Here is a 16,630-nt window from a genome sequence, read left to right as displayed (position 1 = left end):
GTTAGACATCCAGATTCCGTACGTTCAGCGCGTTGTCCTCGATGAAGCGCTTCCGCGGTTCGACGATGTCGCCCATCAGGATGTCGAACATCCGGTCGGCCTCGACCGCGTTGTCCTCATCCAGACGGACGCGGAGGAACTGGCGCGTTTCCGGATCCATGGTGGTCTCGAAAAGCTGCTTGGCGTTCATTTCGCCAAGGCCCTTGAAGCGCTTGATCTGGACGCCGCGGCTGGCGATCTCGAGTACCCGGACAAGCACCTCCGGGATCGAGAAAGCAGGATACACCTTCTGTTTCTCGCCATCGCCCTCCAGCAGGGAGAACAGCGGCGTGTCATCGTCGGAGAACTTCTGCGTATCGATCCCGCACTCCTCGAGGCGGGAGAAGATCTTCGCAATCGCGTGCGACTCGTGCAGTTCGTGCAGATTCGCGCGGCGCAAGGGGCCGGTGTGGGCCGCGAGCTCCTCGTCGCTGAGCTGCTCGTCGAAAAGCCGGAGATCCCGGTTCTCCGTGGAATAGGCGCGCAACGCTTCCTCGTTCGTGAAATAGAGGACCCTCTCGTCATTCCCGGTGCGGACCCGGACCATGTATTCCGGCAGGCGGCCATCCTGGCGCGCAGCCAGATAGTCCTTGAAGCGGCCACCGTTCCCCTCGATCGAGGTCGAGTAGCGGGACAGCGAGGACAAAGTCTCGAGGACGGTCCTCAACTCGTCCGCAGAGAAGGTCCGGGATTGGTCGTGGGTCCGGAGTTCGACTTCGCTGGCCCCGAGATCGATCAGGATCCGGTTGAGCTGGTCGTTGTCCTGCACGTATTCCGAACGCTTCTTTCGCGTCACCAGGTAAAGCGGCGGCTGCGCGATGTAGAGATAGCCACGCTTCACCAGCTCCGGCATGTGGCGGCAGAAGAACGTCAGCAGCAGCGTGCGGATGTGCGAGCCGTCCACGTCGGCATCGGTCATGATCACCACCTTGTGGTAGCGGACCTTCTCGATGGTAAAGGAACCATCCTGCTCGCCATCCCCGATTCCCGCGCCGATGGCGGTGATCAGGTTCTGGATTTCCTTGTTCTGGAGAGCCCGGTGAAGCCGCGCCTTCTCGACATTCAGGAGCTTGCCGCGTAGCGGCAGGATCGCCTGGGTGCGGCGGTCCCGGCCCTGCTTGGCAGAGCCACCGGCGGAGTCACCTTCGACAATATAAAGCTCGGACTTCGCCGGATCGCGCTCGGAGCAGTCGGCGAGCTTGCCCGGCAGGCCGCCACCCGAGAGCGCGGACTTGCGGACCGTCTCGCGCGCCTTGCGGGCCGCCTCGCGCGCGCGCGCGGCATTCAAGGACTTCTCGATGATCCGCTTCGCGATCGCCGGGTTCTCCTCGAAAAATTGTACCAGCCCTTCGTAAACGATCGAGGAGACCACCCCTTCGATCTCGGAGTTCACCAGCTTGCCCTTCGTCTGCGACGAGAAGCGCGGGCTCGGCATCTTCACCGAAATCACGCAGACGAGGCCCTCGCGGACGTCATCGCCTGTTAGGGCGGCGTCCTTGTCCTTGAGGATCTTGTTCGCCTTCGCATACTGGTTGACCCCGCGGGTCAGCGCAGTCCGGAAACCGGTGAGGTGAGTGCCGCCGTCGGCATTCGGGATCGAGTTCGCGAAGCAAAGGATCTGATCGTTGTAAGAGTCATTGTACTGGAAGACGACATCGGCGAAGACGTCCTCCTGCGACTGCTTGCCATCGTAGTCGATGTCGATCTGGCGTTTGCCATTCAGCTCGACGGGATCTTCGTGAACCAGGGTTTTGGTAGCTCCAAGCTCCGCAACGAATTCAACGATCCCCTTCGAATAGAAAAAAGTTGCCTTGCGCGCCGACTCCGGGCGCTCGTCTTCCAGATCGATGGTCAGCCCCGGATTAAGGAAGGCCAGCTCCTTCAAACGGGTCGAAAGCCGGTCGAACTTGAACTCGATCGTATCGACGAAAATCGTGGCGTCCGGGAAGAACGTGATCGTGGTGCCGGTGCGCTTGGCATCGACCTCGCCGACGATGTGCAGCGGCTCGGTGGTCTTGCCGCGCTCGAAGGCGATCGCATACAGATTGCCATTGCGGTAGACCTCCGCCTTGAACCAATCCGAGAGAGCGTTCACGCACTTGGCGCCGACGCCGTGGAGACCACCGGAATACTTGTAGGCACCCTGCCCGAACTTGCCGCCGGCGTGCAGGTTCGTCAGCACCAGTTCCACCGCGGGAATCCCGAATTTCGGATGCATGTCCACCGGAATCCCGCGCCCGTTGTCCGCCACCGAAATCGAACCGTCGACGTGGATCGCGATCTTGATCCGGCTGCAATACCCCGCGAGGTGTTCGTCGATCGAGTTGTCCAGAACCTCAAAGACGCAATGGTGCAAACCACGCTCATCGGGGTCGCCGATATACATTCCGGGACGTTTCCGGACGGCCTCCAAACCCTCGAGTTTGTCGATCTGCGCAGCATCGTAGGCCTGCTCTCCGCTGACATTGGTATCGGCCTTTTCAGGCTCCTTGTGCTCTTCGGACATGGACTGCCGGAGGGTCTGAAATACCCGTCGCGGAGACAAGGCATAACATCAAAAAGACCACCTTATTTTCCTCCCCGGGATTCGCCCGCAAGCAATTCAGAATCAAACAATTACCCCGCCCCGAAAAACACCCCTCAAAGGCCGAGGCAAGCCAACTGCCAACTGAGCAACGCCTCCTGCGGCTGGACCTCGCCTTCAGCGATCGATTCGATGGTCGAACGCGGCGCAATCAACGAGGAATCGATGTCCAATTCCACGGCACGGGCATCACGCGTGGAGATCAGACGGCCCACCCGTGCATCGAACTCGGCATCGCGCCGGCGACGCAGGCCGCGCGGCTTCTCGGGCCACTCCTCGGGCTTGCAGGTCCGGGCGGCATCCAAGACGTCGGTCAGGCGCTTGCGGCGGTCCGGCCGATAGTGCGGCGGAATCTCGATCCGCTTGCCGGTCGCAAGCGCAAGGCTCCAGTCGATCAATTGCCGGTTGGTAACCACCATGAAGGAGGGCCGGTCCCAGGACGAAGCCTCGGTGTCCCGCCACTCCCACAGGGCCTTGAGAAAATTCAAGCCCCCGCGGTCGAGACGGCCGGATCCTTGGATCCGCCACGGCTCATCGCGGCCTTCCTCGCGCTCCAGCACCTTGAGCCGGGCGGCCTCGCAGCTCTCCACGAACCAATCGAAGCGACCTTTCGCCTTCAGTTCCTCGCTGATCTTCTGGCCCATCGGCAGCAGATAGCGGACGTCGTTGAGGGCATACTCCATCATCTTCGCCGAAAGCGGGCGCTTGCCCCAGTCGGCCTTCTGCGAGGACTTCGAGAGCACGACGCCGAAATACAGCTCCACCAGATCCGCCAGACCGAAGCGCCGGACGCCGAGCAAACGAGCCCCGATCTGGGTGTCGAAGACCACCGGCGGCAGCTTCGCGAAGCTGCGCCGCAGCATCGTCATGTCGTAGTCCGCGCCATGCATCCAGACAGGCCGCTGCGCCAGGAAATCCCCAAGCGGCGACAGATCCTCGATCGACAGGGGATCGATCAGGGCGTCGTCCCCGCCGCAGGAATACTGCACGAGGCACAGCGATTCGCGGTACCGATGGAGGCTGTCGGCCTCCGTATCGATGGCGCAAACGGCATCGGCCGGCGGCCGGGAAAGCAGAGAAACGAGTTCCGAAGAGTCGCTGACCAGTGGTAGGGAAGACATGACCCGGGGGAAACCTTCAAGCAAAAGGGAAAGCTCCGGAGCCCTGATCGCGGACTCCGGAGCTATTGTCGAATTCAAAAACCCGAATCATGCAAAACAAAACCCTGCCGGCTCACTTGTTGAGCGTCAGCGTCGAAAGGGTCAGCTTGATAGTTGGCAGCGGGGCGGCCGGATCGACCGGATTGATACTACGGGTAACGAGGGTAGGGCGCGTCACGGTGACCGGGGTCTGACCACCGCGGTTGACCAGCAGGACCGTGGCACCATCCTCGGGATCGATGATCCGCACTTCGATCACCACATTCTCGGTAGCGGTGGTCGTGGTGACGAACTGCTCCCAATCCTTGCCGATCTTGAGCTTCTGGCCCTTCTTCTTGCCCCCAATGGTCTGGGTGTAGTTGTATTTCAGCGTGTTCCCGGTATTCGGACGCAGCGGAGCTTCAATGACGATCTTGTTGTCCGCATCCAGATACGGTGGCGCCATCCCCGCCGGCTTGACGTCTTTGTTGACAATCGGGTTGTTGTATTTCGTCACCACTTTCGAGAACTGCGACACATAGCCGAAGGCCTGATAGATCACGGGAACGTCGCTCGCGAGGGGCTCGAATTGCTCGCGGGCCCGGGCATTGACTTCTTCATAGGTCAGAACCTGAAAGCCGAATTCCTCGATATTGCTCATGCCATCGCGATCGTAATCGGCCTTCGCGGCATATTCGCGCTTGGCAGTCCCGGTTGGCAAGGTGATGGCCGCAAAGCCCGGATAGGAATCGACCATCATCACCTTGGCTCGGAACTTCCTTTCCGAAGTGTCGATCGAGACGCCGCTGCTGTAGAGATTCCGCTCATAGCTCAGTTCCATCACGCCGGTCTGGCCGACATCGAAGAAGAACGGCGGCAGGGTGTATTGCTGAGCGGTGGGAGTCGGGATGAAGACCGGATTCTGCGGCACGGTCGGCGGAAAGAGCAGGAAGTCCTCCGAGTCGTTCAGAATCGAGAAGAAGATCCGGTCGCCGGGCCGGATATTCGTGCGGTCATTCCCGGTCCATTTAACCTTGTTGATCGACCGGGGATCCATCTGGTAGACATCCCTGTCCCAAGTCCCGCTGGTGAAGCGGAAGCCAGCCCGCGGAGTGCGCGAGGCCGGATTCAGCGCATCGAGGCTTGGCACGATCGTCACCGGAATCGCGACCGGAGTGAGATCGGGGAAGTTCAAGCGAGGGTAGGTGAAGACGTATTGGCCGGGGATCACCTCCTCGTTCATCTTCTTCAGCGCCGCGGCCTGATTGGTGGTGGAACCCGGAGTGGTGTCCTCGCTGGTGGGAGCGGGCAGACCCAGTACCACGGCCGTGCCGGGAGCCAGTGCCACGTTCAAGCCCGGATCATTGCCGTTCGGCACCCGCTCCGTGAGGGTAACCACCGTGCCAGCACCGCCGATGGTGTAGATGTTGTCGATCGCCGGAATACTCGCCAAGGCGGCGCGCAGCGCTTGCGACCAAGCCGCTCCGGTCTGGGTGGCGGTCACATTGAAAGTGACGGTGACCGGTGGCCCAACGATGTCCGCACTAGTGACGGTGGCAATCACGGTGCCGGTCGTCAGCACGTCGCCGAGGGCGTAAACCGTCTCCATCTGGCGGACCGCACCGTAAGGCCGGATCAGCTCGTAGCGGGATTGGTCATATTGCTGCACGAAGGCCGTGCTGATGTCGTAGAAGGTGACCACCGCATCATCGCGGAAATTGGACAGCGGGCGCTCCAGCTTGCTCGGCGGCGCCGAATAGAGCTGGCAGAGCTCAGGACGGGAGGGCTCGACCACAAAGGCGGGAATCACGCCCGCGACCGACCAATACTGGTTGTCGTCGCGGATCCCGTCCCGGTCCACGTCGCCGGTGGCAACGAATCCCGTGGCACCCAAAGGGCAAGGCGGGATGTTCGAGGGCGGGAAGAAGAAGAGCTGCGGATCGATCACGCAGGCTCCGTCCAAAATCACCAATCCGTCCCGAAGGAAAACCCTCAGTTGCCCCGATTCGAACCGCAGCGACATCGGCGCGGTCTGATAGAAAAGCTTGTTCAGCGATAGCGTCTGGATCACGTCAGCCTCTGCGGCGGCGCACGCGAGGATGGTAGCGGCAGTTACTAGAATCCGTTGGGTTTCCATGGGCGAAACCTTCCGCGTGCCCCGTTCTTTGACAAGGAGATTCTTGGCGCAAACAAACGCTTCACGGAGTCTTCACACACCCCGCGCATAAACCCGGATACATCGTGCATGCTATGTCACACACCGGCGATCAGCGCAAGCCCCGAAGCAGCAATTCCGCGTTGGTTTTTGTCGCTCGAAGGTTCTTTAACAGCGTTTCGATCGCATCGCCGACCGGTAGCTGGGCCAGCTGCCGGCGAATCTCCAAAACCTTCACGAACTCGTCCGGATGGTAGAGCCGGTCGTCATTGCGGGTCCCGCTTTGCGGAATGTGAATGGCGGGATAGACGCGGCGCTCCGCCAATTCCCGGTCGAGCCGGACTTCCATGTTCCCCGTGCCCTTGAATTCTTCGAAAATCACATCGTCCATCCGGCTTTCCGTCTCGATCAGCGCGGTGGCCAGAACGGTGAGGCTACCGCCTTCCTCGACATTGCGGGCGTTGCCAAAAAACTTGCGCGATTTCTGCAGCGCCGCCGGGCTGACGCCGCCGCTGCCGATCGGCCCGCCCTGGCTCGCGGAATTGTGGCCGCGGGCGAGGCGCGTCAGGCTGTCGAGCAAAAGCACGACATCCTTCCCCTGCTCCACCAAGCGGCGGGCGCGCTCGATCACCAGATCCGCGACCTGGGCGTGGCGGCGCGGCGCCTCGTCAAAGGTCGAAGCATAGACAGTGGTCCCCACCGTTTCCTCGAAGTCGGTCACCTCCTCGGGCCGCTCGTCGAGCAGCACCACGATCAATTCGACCTCGGGATGGTTGCGGCGGATCGCCTTGGCAATCTGCTTGAGCAAGATCGTCTTGCCACCCCGCGGCGGTGCGACGATCAGGCCGCGCTGGCCCTTGCCCAAAGGGGCCACCAGATCGAGGACACGGACACTGGTGCCATCCGCACCCTCCCCTTCCAAGACGATCCGGCGGTCGGGAAACAGCGGCGTGAGCTTGTCGAACTCCTTCGGCACCGTGAAATCGGCGGCCGGGATGCCTTCGATCTCAAGGATCTCGACGGCGGAAAGATACTTGTCGCGGTCGCGCGGCGCACGGATCCGGACCTTCACCCGATGGCCGGAGCGCAGGCCATGGTCCTTCAGCAGGTGGCCGTTGATGTAGAGGTCGTCCGGGCAGGTCCGGAAGCTCCGCGCGGGATCGCGCAGCATCGCGTAATTCTCCTTGGCCTGTTCCAGGATGCCTTCGCCGATCAGCGTCGCCCCTTCGTTCGCGTAAAAGCTCAGCAGCTCGAAAATCAATTGGGTCTTGGGAGCCCCCGGCGTGATCCGCGCGGGAACCGCCTCCGACATCGTCAGCAGTTCGCCCAAGGACTTGAGACGGAAGGCGTTGATATCGATGGTCTGGGGCAAGGGCGCGGCCTCCTGCACGGCGGCAGGGGTCTCGGCAGTGGAATCGGCGGGTAGCTCGGGGAGCTGGGTGTCGTCGCTCATGATGGCGTGGGATTGGAGGAAGCGCCGGAGTTGGGCTTCCAGCAGGGTGGCCGGGCCTTCGTTCCAGAAGACATGGTCCGCGCGGCGGAGCTTTTCTTCCTGGGGCATCTGGGCCGCGAAAATGGCGTCGATCGTGGCATCGTCGAAGCCGTTCCGTTTCCGCAAGCGCTGGCGGCGGGATTCGTCCCCGGCAGCCACCAGTAGGTTGGCTTCCTGACCGAGATCGAAGCCGCTCTCGAAGAGAAGCGGAATATCCGCAACGAAGAGGGCCGCCCCCACTTTGCGGGCGGATGCCGAAGATTCAAGACATTCCTCGCGGACCCGCGGATGCAGGATCGCCTCCAAGTCCTTGCGCGCCGCGGCATCGCCGAAAACCCGGCCGCGCAGGCGGTCGCGGTTCACCCCGCCCTTTTCATCCAGAACTTCATCCCCGAAACGGGCCCCGATCCGCTCCGCCGCCTCACCGGGTCCGGCCAGAAGCGCGTGCACGCAGGCATCCGCATCGAAAATCACCACCCCGGGACAGAGCTCCGCAAGAATCCGGCAAGCCGTGGACTTGCCGCTCGCGATTCCTCCGCTCAGCCCGAAAACACGCACCCCGCGAGCTAGCTCCCGGCGCGCAGGACTGGCAATCAAAAGTAGTCCGCATCTGGCTCAGCGCGCCCTCCGCCATTCGTAGGATTCGTCCGATTCGGGGTGCCCTCTCTGCGACCTCCGCGCCCCCGCGTTTCGTTCTCCCCCCAACCTCCCCAAACCTTTGCGCCCTTGGCGTCTTGGCGGCTCACCCTCCTTCCGCCTTTCCTCACCACTGATCACTGATCACTGATCACTGATCACTCGGCACTCAGCCTTCCCCCGCCCCTCTCTGCAGTCAATCCCCACCCTCCGCCCACAAAAAAACGGGCGGAGGGTTGCCCCTCCGCCCGCTTGGAATGAATCGGCTCCAATTACTGGCTGATCGGAGGCAGCACGCCGTCCGTGGAAACCGCACCATCTGCCGTGCCGCCGGCAGTGCCGGTCAGGTTGCCCGAGCTATCGCGCAGCGGCTTGCCACCGGCGTCGATGATCTGCGCGGTCACGAAGATGATCAGGTTGCTCTTAATCCGGTTCTCTGCCTTGGTCTGGAACAAGCGTCCGACGATCGGTAGGTCGCCGAAGACCGGCACCTTGTCTTCCACCGTCTGCACGTCCTCGCGCATCAGGCCGCCGACCGCAACGGTGTAGCCGTCGTAAATGGTCAGGGCGGTCGTCACCCGGCGGCTTGAGAACACCGGCATTTCGATCCGGTTTTCCGTGATGGTCACCGTGGTCGGGTTGCCGAGGAAGTCGGTAGCCGGGGATTGGATCGGGCTGCCGTAGTTCACGAAGCCTTCGAATTCAACGATGTCCGGCGCGAAGCGCAGGTCGATCACGAAGTCGTTGCCACCGATGGTCGGCTCGATTTCCAGCGTCACACCCGTATTGCGGGTTTCGAAGGAGGTCGGGGTTGCCGGGGTGACGGGGAAGATCCCGCCGCCGCTGCTCAGACCGCCACCCAGACCGCCGCTGACGCTGCCGCCGATCGAGTTCGGAAGTTCCGGGGGTTCGTATTCGGTCGGGTAGATGAATTCGCGGATGATCTCGATCGTCGCCTTTTCGGTCGAGCGAGCGGTCACGCTCGGTGCGGTCATCAGGTCGGTGCCCTTCTTCTGGGCGAGACCGCGCATGATCAGCTGCACCTGGCCGTCGGAGAACAGGCCGGTCAAGGCCGCGATCCCCGGTGCCGGGCTGGCGCTCTGGGCCGTCCGGTTCGGGTTGTTCAGGACTGCGTCGATGTTGTTGCGGTTGATCGCACCGTCCCCGCTGCGGAGACCGCCGGTTACGATGTCGGTCACGTTCGTGCCGGTGGCGGCAGGAACACCCGGGATCGTGGTTTGCGCCACGGTGCCGATGAAGTCCGCATTGGTGCGGGTCTGGCCGCTGCCGATGGTGCCACCGCCGAGGAACACGGAGTTCGCGGAGAGGCCGAAGGGCGAGACGATCCAGTCGAAGCCCAGTTCGTCGGTGTTCTCCTGGGAGATTTCCACGAACTTGGTCGAGATCTTCACCTGCTTCGGGGTGCCCTGAACCACCGATTCCACCAAGCTCTCGATCAGGTCGATGTTGGTCGGGGTGTTGCGCACCACCAAGCTGGAGCCCGTGAGAGTCGCGGATGCTCCGGGAACATCGGTCACGCCCTTCTCCTTGAGAACATCAGCGATCTTCGGACGAGCCTTCAGGGATGCGCCGGCAGCAGCGCCATCGCCACCGCCGAAGGGATCGGCATCGGGAGCAGCAGCGCCGTCACCACCACCCCCACCACCCAGGCGGGCGATGAAGTCAGGCGGCACCGAGAAGCTGCGGGTGAAGAGGTCTTCATCCGTCTCGGTTCCGGGAACCAGGGTGACGGCATATTCGTCCACCTTGTAGCGCAGGCGGGTCGCGTCGCAGATGTACTTGAGCGCTTCGGCCAGCGGCACGTTGCGCAGGCGCAGTTCCTTGATCCGGAGAGCACCCGGGTCCGCGGTGGCACCCAGACCGCCCGCCGCATCGGCGTCGAGCGCGGCATCGCCGCTGGCACCGGCACGCGGCTTGCGAACCACGAAGTTGATGCCCTTGCGGGACGGATCGGTCTCCTTCACGTCCAGCTCGCGGGAGCGCAGGCGGAGGAAGTCGATGGCTTCTTCGACCGAGGTGTCCTCGAAATCGATGATCGGGATCGTGATGTCGCGGAGCTTCTCCAGGATGTACTGGGTGCCCGTGGTCGGACCGTTCTGGGTGTTCGTGTCCAGCGGCTGGGTGATGATCGGCGGCACCGCAAGTTCCCATGCAGCATCAACCTGCGCCAGCAGTTCGGCGCGGGTGTGGTCGTAAGCGGCACGATAGTAATCGGCCTTCGCCTGGGCCACACGCTCCATGCCGCGGCGGGCGGCCTTGTTGAAGCGGTCGGTGCGGATCACGGTCTCATAGTGACCGAATGCATCGTCATACTTGCCGAGGTTATAGGCACCTTCGGCGAGGTAGAGGTGGCGGCGCACCGTATCGACGTTTTCGGTGTGCTCGTAAGTGAGCGCCGGATTGGTGCGGATCGGATCATCCAACCATTCGTTGACCCGCTTGGCATCCACATTGCCTTCGTCGTGGACGAGCACGTCGGCGGTCAGCGCACGCGCCTCGTCGTACTTGCCCATCCGGCGATAGCTGTCGGCCAGCGCGGTCGAGGCATCGGCCAGATGCTGGACGAGCACCTTGCGGCGGTCTTCCACCATCGGCGCATCCGGCAAGACGCCGAGCGCTTCCTTGTACTTGCCGACGGCCTCTTGATACTTCTCCTTGGCGTAGGCCTCGCGGCCTTCGGCAAGCAGTCGGTCGGCATCGGACACCGCATTCTGGCGGCGGATCATCTCCTTCTGGGCGAGACTGCTGTAGCCGCCGCCGCCGCCTTCGCCGGCATTGGCAACCGTCAGGGTGACCGGCATCACTGCTGCCAATGCCATCAGGGTGGCGGCAGTTTTGCAGGTGCGATTGTTTGGCGTTTTTTGCATGGTTGGGATCGTGTTCTGCCGGGCTGACCGGCGGTTGTGAAGCGCTTTTTTCAAAAACAATTTGATTTACTCGGCAGCGGTGCCGCCCTTCGGGATCGACTTGGTTTGCTTCTCTCCCTTTTCGTCGGTGTACTCCACCTCGATGCTCTCTAGCGTAACAGCTTTCATCAGGTACTTCTTCTCGGCGGCACCCGGGGGCAGGGCGAAGGTCGTTCCTTCCTCAACCCTGAATTCCTTGCCCTTCTCGCCGACCGCCTGGAGATCCAGCACCGCGGTGCGGTCGTAGTAGGAGTTGGCATCGATCTCGTTGTCTGGCAGGCCGTACTGGGACTCATACTTGATGCCCTTCTTGTTGGGCTTGAGGTCCTCGAACTGCGCCACGTTGACGTTCTGCGTCAAGTTGGTGCGCTTGCTGGTCACTTCCTTCGGGGCAATGCCGATGAAGCGGAAGCGGGCTTGGAAGGGCTGCTTGTCGACGAAGAAGGTATCTCCGGCCTTGAGCATCGATGCGGCGCTGACGCGGTTGGCGAATCCCTTCTTGTCCGGAGAGCGGCCGATCAGGCGGGGTGCCCACTGGCCTTCCGATTCCAAGCCGAACTCGACATACCACTGGGTCGATTCGTCTTTCACATACGCCAGCTTGTTGATCAGCGACGGCACGCTCTTGGGATCCACGGGAAGGGTCTGGGCCTTCCATTCTTCCAAGTTCGAGAAGCCGTCGGAGTCGTCGTCCCGGGCAGGAGAATCCGCATAAGTCGGATCCGCGCCGGTATCGAGCCACCAGATGTTCGGGATCGGATCGTGAACCACCCGGCCGCGCTTGAAGTCGATCGGTTGGTTCGGATTGTTCTTATCCGCAAACAGCGCGATCCCGGTGAAGGTATCGACCTTGCGCTCGTTGTCGTCAGCTTGGTCGATCGTCAGATTGGTAGTCAGCGAGGCCACCGCCCTGGCGGTCGCCTCGGCTTGGGGGATCGTGGAATCATCCTTGCCGCTGTTGGCGGTGTTGTGCGCGAATTCGGTTTCGACCGCGCTGGATTTCATGAAGCCGAGGGCGATGAAGCCGATCGCGCAAACGCCGGCGACACCCAGCAGGGCTTTTTCAAAGTTCTTCGGTAACTTGGACATGACCGTGAAATGGTAGGAGTTACTTCTTGGGCGTATTGGCCGCAGTGGCCGCCGTCTCGAAGAATTGGACGATATCGAGGCGCAGGAAGACGTTGATCTTCTCCGAGCCGAGGACTTGCTTGAGGATCACACCGTCGCCACCGGCTGCCGGAGCAGCGGCTGGGGCGGCATCAGGAGTTGCGGGAGCCGGAGTCGCCGGAGCGGCAGGTTCCTCGCCCGGCAGGACGAAGCCACCGGCACCGCCGAAGGGATCCGCAGCACCGGCACCGCCGGCGGGAGCGACCTCCTCGGTCTTGAACTCGGCGTCTGCCGCCGTCGGAGCCTTGGGCTTCTCATTGACGACCCGCATCGAGCGGACCACATAGTAGTACTTCCCGGAGTCATCCAGGGTGGACAGGAATTTGCGGAAGGCATCCTCCTTGCAATTGAAGGAGATCTCGAAGGGCAAGGGCCGGAGCATCTTGTCCTTGGTGTCGAAAACCTTGGCGTCTTCTTCCGCCAGCCGCGGACGGTGCAGATTGAGGATCTTCACCGGACCGGAGGCCGCGAGCCCCGCCATCAGGTTGCTGATGGCATCCAACTCGTAGGTCAGCACGCCGGTGGCTTCCCGCTTGACCGCGGATTCCTTGTAATCCTCGAAGCCGATGTAGAAGTCGGCCGGAATCTCGCCCTTGGCATCCGTGATCGCCTTGGAGGCGGCGTCGCGGGCCTTGATCACGGCGGTGTTGAAATCACCGGGATCGATGTTCGGCGGGGTGGGCGCCTTGAAGCGGTTGAAGGCGTCCTGCAGGGAGCCGACCGACTGCTTGTAAGCCTTAACGGCCTTCTCCTTTTCGGAGAGGTTGTCGTCGTTGGGATACAACTTGCTGCCGGTCATTGAGTCCACCTCTGAGGTGGAATCTTTGTATGCCTGCAAGGTATCGTCATAGCCCCTGCTGGCGGAGACACCAAAGGCGATGAGGCCGATGGCCGCGAGGGCGGTGATGCCGCCGAGTCCGGCAGCGAAACGGTTTTCCTGGATCCAGCTCATGGTCGAGGCGTATTAGGGTTGAGATGGGTGATCACCGGACGGGGATCTCGCGGGAAAGCGGGATGATGAGTTCAAATGCACCGGCGAAGTCGGCTTCGGCAGGTGCGGCGTCGAGGGTCTGGACGAGTTGCTCGTCCGGGATGTCCTGCGGCGTGTCGGCCCCCTTGGGTGCCCCCTTGGCCGTGGGTGCCACGTAGGGCAGCGCCTTGAAGCTGAAGTGCTGGGGATTGGCGCGCAGGCGCTTGATCAGGTCATACACGACGTTGCCGGCCTTGGGATTGTCGCTGCTGCGCCAGAAGCCCTTGATCCGGATCGCATTCGCGCCGGGAATGACCTCGACCGCATTGGGATCGGGTTTCGCTGACTTTTTGGCACCGGCCGCCTCGATCTTGATGCCTTCAAGCCCGGAGGTGCCGTAGTTCTGGCTGAAGAACTCACCCTTCACCACGGACCGCGGCTTGTTCTCCGCCTTCGGCGCGAGCGGGCTGTGCCCGTAGAGCGGATCGAAATCGGTGATCCAGACCACGTTGCTGGCGAAGGCCGCCTGGACTTCCTGAAGCGCGCCGAGCCAGAAGGTCCGTTCCTCCTCGGTCTTGGTGTATTGCGAGGCGAGGGCCACCAATTTGTCCTGCTCCTTGAACTGGCCTTGGATCGGATTGTAGATCGCGGCCAGCTTGTCCTTTTGCTCGTTCAAGCTCTTCAGCTTCGCCTCGGCATTGGCCTTGGCCAAGGTGCCGAGGACGCCCCATGCGGCCAGACCGGCCAGGAACAGCGCGGCGGCTCCGATGAAGAAGGGCTTCTGCTTCTCCGCGGTGCGGGCCGCCTGAACCTTGGTCGGCACCAGGTCGATGTTGATCGCGGACTTGCCGATGCTGCGCAGGCCGAGGCCGATGAGTTCCCCCATCAGGTGCGCCTCGCGGCCGAGCTTTTCCGTATCGACGTTCTTGCCGACCGAAATGGCGCTCACCGGATTGAAGAATTCGACCGGCAGGTGCAGCTTCTCTTCGAAGAATTCCTTGGTGTAAGGAAGGTTCGCACCGCCGCCGGCCAGGATCACCAGCTTCGGCGCATTGCCGCCGTGCTGGCTGCGGTAGTAATTGGTGGTGCGGGCGATTTCCGCGGGAAGCTGGCCGAGCGCGTTGCGAATCGTCGAGGCCAGCGCCGCGGTGGTTTCGTCGAGCTGTTCGGTATGGCCGCCGCCCAGCGCCACCAGGCCGCCGTGGGTCTTGTGGCCTTCCGCCTCCGCGAAGGGCACGCCGTATTCCTTGGCGATCGCCGAGGTGATCGAGACACCGCCGCGGTTCACGCTGCGGGTGAAGAAGCGCTTGCCCTCGATGTAGAGCAGGTCCGTCGCCTTCGCGCCGATGTCGATCAGCAGCACCGGCTCGGTGACATTCGGGTAGGCCGCGCGGAAGGCATTGTAGAGCGCCATCGGGGCGACATCCACTTCCGCGGTGGTCAGGCCGGTCGAGGTGACCGACTCGTTGAGCTCGTCGAGCGACTCCGCCTTGATCGCCACGATCACGACTTCCTTCTCGCCGGAGCTTTCGAGGATCTCGTAGTCCCACGCCACTTCTTCCAGCGGGAAGGGCACGTGCTGCTGGGCCTCGAAGGTGACCAACTGCTCGATATCGTCATCGCCCAGCGGCGGCAGCTTCACGAAGCGCGTGAAGACCGACTGGCCGGAGACCGCATAGCGGACCTTGCCTTTGCCCGCCTTGAGACGCTGCGCTAGCTGGCCGATGGCGTAGGAGATCTGCGCCGGACGCGAGGGCTCCGTGGCCGGGTCGGCGAGCACGGTCTCGCTGTCGTACGCCTTCAGGACGAGGCTGCTACCGGATTTGGATGGCTCGAATACGGCCATGCTGACCCGCTGGGAGCCGATGTTTAATGCGATGGAGGACTGGTTATCAGCCATGACGGGCTAGGGAAGAAAACGGGGTTTTGACGCGAATCCTGGGGCGGGTGAAATCAGCGTTCTTTCTGGATCTCGGCGTAGCGATCGTACCAAAGCATCGCGAAGGGCGTCTCGGTCTTGTTGAGCAGCGGGAACTTCTCGCTCTGGTCGGAGAGCGCCGGGGCATTCCACCACAGCTCCTTCGCCTTCTCCGCGGCTTGGCCGACCTTCACGCCATCGACCAGGACCTCGATGCCCACGGCTTCGACGGCGCCCTTGTTGGCCTTGTCCTTGCCGGTCAAGCGCTTGATCGTCGCAGGCGAAATGTAAACGGAAGTGAAGACTTCCTCATCCACCGGCACGTTGATGTGGTTGATGGTCTTGACCAGCTTGATGGCACCCTTGCCATCCGGATTCCTCAGACCCACGTACCACTTCACGGTGACCGTGTTGATGTAGCCGACCTTCTTCTGTTCCGGCGTGCCAGCGATCTTCATGCTAGCTTCGACTTCCAGCCAATCCTTCGGCTTGAAAGACTTGTCCTTGCCGGTCTTGACATCGGGGGACGGAAGGTCATCGAAGACCGGCTTGCCCACATCGGCTTTGATTTCCTGGGCGATCGCCCCGGTCGAAAGAAGGGAAAAGGCGGCTGCGGAAGCGACGACGGTGGCGAGCGCCGACCTACGGACGGATGCGAAACGTTGTTTCATGGTGGGCTTTTGGTTTTTGGAGAACTAGGGAATGCTTCCCCGTATTGGCCAGAGAAATCCTCGTGATTCCATAGAAAAGTCCGTCAGGTATATACATCGAAACCGCGGTGCATCGACGGCTGCGGTTGACAGGCCTGCCAAGCGGCGTTTCTGCTCGGCCCATGAGCCACCCGCCCGTAATGCCAGAGCCCCGGATTCCGCAGGTGGTGGGAAGCTTTGGAAATGCGGAAAGCCTTGCCGCGGCAAGCATCCAACAGGTCCGCGAAGCCTGTGACCTGATCGAGATCCGCCTGGATCTGTTGGAGGCGGAAGGGATCCTAACAAGGACCCGCCCCTGGGCTCATCTGACGGGCGTGCCGCTGCTCTTCACCGCCCGCCGTGGCGACGAGGGCGGGGCCGGCAACCTGTCCCCGGGACAGCGCATGGATCTGCTAGAGCAAGTGCTCGGGGAAGCCGCGCTGGTCGATGTCGAGCTGGCCTCCGCCACTGCGATGGCACCCCTGCTCGCGAAGCTGCGGGAAGCAGGCATCCCCTGGGTCGCCTCCTGGCACGATTTCGAGGGCCGCGCGGACTCCTTCGAGCGCATACCGGAGCTGGCCGCGGAAGCCGCCGCCGCCGGTGCCGCCTGCTTCAAGGCCGCCCTGCGCCTCCACGACATCCAAGGCGTGGCCCGCCTGGCCGAGCTCCAGCAGGCCGCCACGCTACCGCTGGCCTTGATGGGGATGGGACCGCTGGCACCCGTCTCGCGGCTCCTCTGCGCCCAGCACGGTGCCGTGCTGAACTACGGCTACCTCGGCAATGTCCCGACCGCTCCCGGCCAATGGAGTGCTTCCCTGCTCAAGCAGACCATTGCTACTGTGACTTCCTTATAGGGGTTACCTTAAGGGGATAACCTTTGCGTGCCGTTCGGGGCTACGGGTGGCGTGCCGTTC

Annotated in this window: 10 protein-coding genes; 1 reads left to right on the top strand and 9 read right to left on the bottom strand. The window is 62.4% G+C overall.

Annotated elements, in window-relative coordinates:
* Window position 1: 1 nt before the first annotated feature.
* From gyrB to ABWK72_RS19800, 9 genes are all read right to left on the bottom strand, one after another.
* Entirely contained in the window at window positions 2-2,545 is a 2,544-nt protein-coding gene (gene gyrB, locus ABWK72_RS19840; RefSeq protein ID WP_367871314.1) for a DNA topoisomerase (ATP-hydrolyzing) subunit B, read from the bottom strand.
* Between the two features lie 134 nt (window positions 2,546-2,679).
* The gene (locus ABWK72_RS19835) at window positions 2,680-3,744 is read right to left on the bottom strand and encodes a ribonuclease D (protein ID WP_367871313.1); all 1,065 of its coding nucleotides are present in this window, start codon (window positions 3,742-3,744) and stop codon (window positions 2,680-2,682) included.
* Window positions 3,745-3,856: 112 nt separating this feature from the next.
* Window positions 3,857-5,899, bottom strand: coding sequence for a hypothetical protein (locus ABWK72_RS19830; protein ID WP_367871312.1), 2,043 nt, complete (start codon window positions 5,897-5,899; stop codon window positions 3,857-3,859).
* A 130-nt stretch (window positions 5,900-6,029) separates the two neighbouring features.
* Window positions 6,030-7,967 carry a transcription termination factor Rho gene (gene rho / locus ABWK72_RS19825; RefSeq protein WP_367871311.1) on the bottom strand — a complete coding sequence of 646 codons (1,938 nt, stop codon included), beginning with the start codon at window positions 7,965-7,967 and terminating at the stop codon, window positions 6,030-6,032.
* Window positions 7,968-8,317: 350 nt separating this feature from the next.
* Window positions 8,318-10,933, bottom strand: coding sequence for an Amuc_1098 family type IV pilus outer membrane protein (locus tag ABWK72_RS19820; protein WP_367871310.1), 2,616 nt, complete (start codon window positions 10,931-10,933; stop codon window positions 8,318-8,320).
* A gap of 66 nt (window positions 10,934-10,999) precedes the next feature.
* The gene (locus ABWK72_RS19815) at window positions 11,000-12,061 is read right to left on the bottom strand and encodes an Amuc_1099 family pilus-like system protein (RefSeq protein WP_367871309.1); all 1,062 of its coding nucleotides are present in this window, start codon (window positions 12,059-12,061) and stop codon (window positions 11,000-11,002) included.
* 19 nt (window positions 12,062-12,080) lie between these two features.
* A complete protein-coding gene (locus tag ABWK72_RS19810) occupies window positions 12,081-13,091 on the bottom strand; it encodes an Amuc_1100 family pilus-like protein (protein WP_367871308.1) in 1,011 nt (336 codons plus the stop codon).
* 31 nt (window positions 13,092-13,122) lie between these two features.
* Window positions 13,123-15,009, bottom strand: a complete 1,887-nt coding sequence (locus ABWK72_RS19805; protein ID WP_367871307.1) for an Amuc_1101 family PilM-like pilus complex protein — start codon at window positions 15,007-15,009, stop codon at window positions 13,123-13,125.
* A 53-nt stretch (window positions 15,010-15,062) separates the two neighbouring features.
* Window positions 15,063-15,698, bottom strand: a complete 636-nt coding sequence (locus tag ABWK72_RS19800) for an Amuc_1102 family pilus-like protein (RefSeq protein WP_367871306.1) — start codon at window positions 15,696-15,698, stop codon at window positions 15,063-15,065.
* Window positions 15,699-15,859: 161 nt separating this feature from the next.
* Here ABWK72_RS19800 and ABWK72_RS19795 point away from each other — a divergent pair, with 161 nt between their 5' ends.
* Window positions 15,860-16,570: a type I 3-dehydroquinate dehydratase gene (locus ABWK72_RS19795; RefSeq protein ID WP_367871305.1), complete on the top strand. Its 711-nt coding sequence runs from the start codon at window positions 15,860-15,862 to the stop codon at window positions 16,568-16,570.
* Window positions 16,571-16,630 lie beyond the last annotated feature (60 nt).

The organism is Luteolibacter sp. Populi (assembly GCF_040801775.1).
Taxonomy (GTDB): domain Bacteria; phylum Verrucomicrobiota; class Verrucomicrobiia; order Verrucomicrobiales; family Akkermansiaceae; genus Haloferula.
The sequence above is the reverse complement of the archived record's forward strand: the minus strand, read 5'-3'. Positions and strand labels throughout refer to the sequence as shown.

Coding starts and splice junctions, on each gene's coding strand:
- gyrB (WP_367871314.1), bottom strand. CDS start 2,545: ATGTCCGAAGAGCACAAGGAGCCTGAAAAGGCCGATACCAATGTCAGC.
- ABWK72_RS19835 (WP_367871313.1), bottom strand. CDS start 3,744: ATGTCTTCCCTACCACTGGTCAGCGACTCTTCGGAACTCGTTTCTCTG.
- ABWK72_RS19830 (WP_367871312.1), bottom strand. CDS start 5,899: ATGGAAACCCAACGGATTCTAGTAACTGCCGCTACCATCCTCGCGTGC.
- ABWK72_RS19820 (WP_367871310.1), bottom strand. CDS start 10,933: ATGCAAAAAACGCCAAACAATCGCACCTGCAAAACTGCCGCCACCCTG.
- ABWK72_RS19815 (WP_367871309.1), bottom strand. CDS start 12,061: ATGTCCAAGTTACCGAAGAACTTTGAAAAAGCCCTGCTGGGTGTCGCC.
- ABWK72_RS19810 (WP_367871308.1), bottom strand. CDS start 13,091: ATGAGCTGGATCCAGGAAAACCGTTTCGCTGCCGGACTCGGCGGCATC.
- ABWK72_RS19805 (WP_367871307.1), bottom strand. CDS start 15,009: ATGGCTGATAACCAGTCCTCCATCGCATTAAACATCGGCTCCCAGCGG.
- ABWK72_RS19800 (WP_367871306.1), bottom strand. CDS start 15,698: ATGAAACAACGTTTCGCATCCGTCCGTAGGTCGGCGCTCGCCACCGTC.
- ABWK72_RS19795 (WP_367871305.1), top strand. CDS start 15,860: ATGAGCCACCCGCCCGTAATGCCAGAGCCCCGGATTCCGCAGGTGGTG.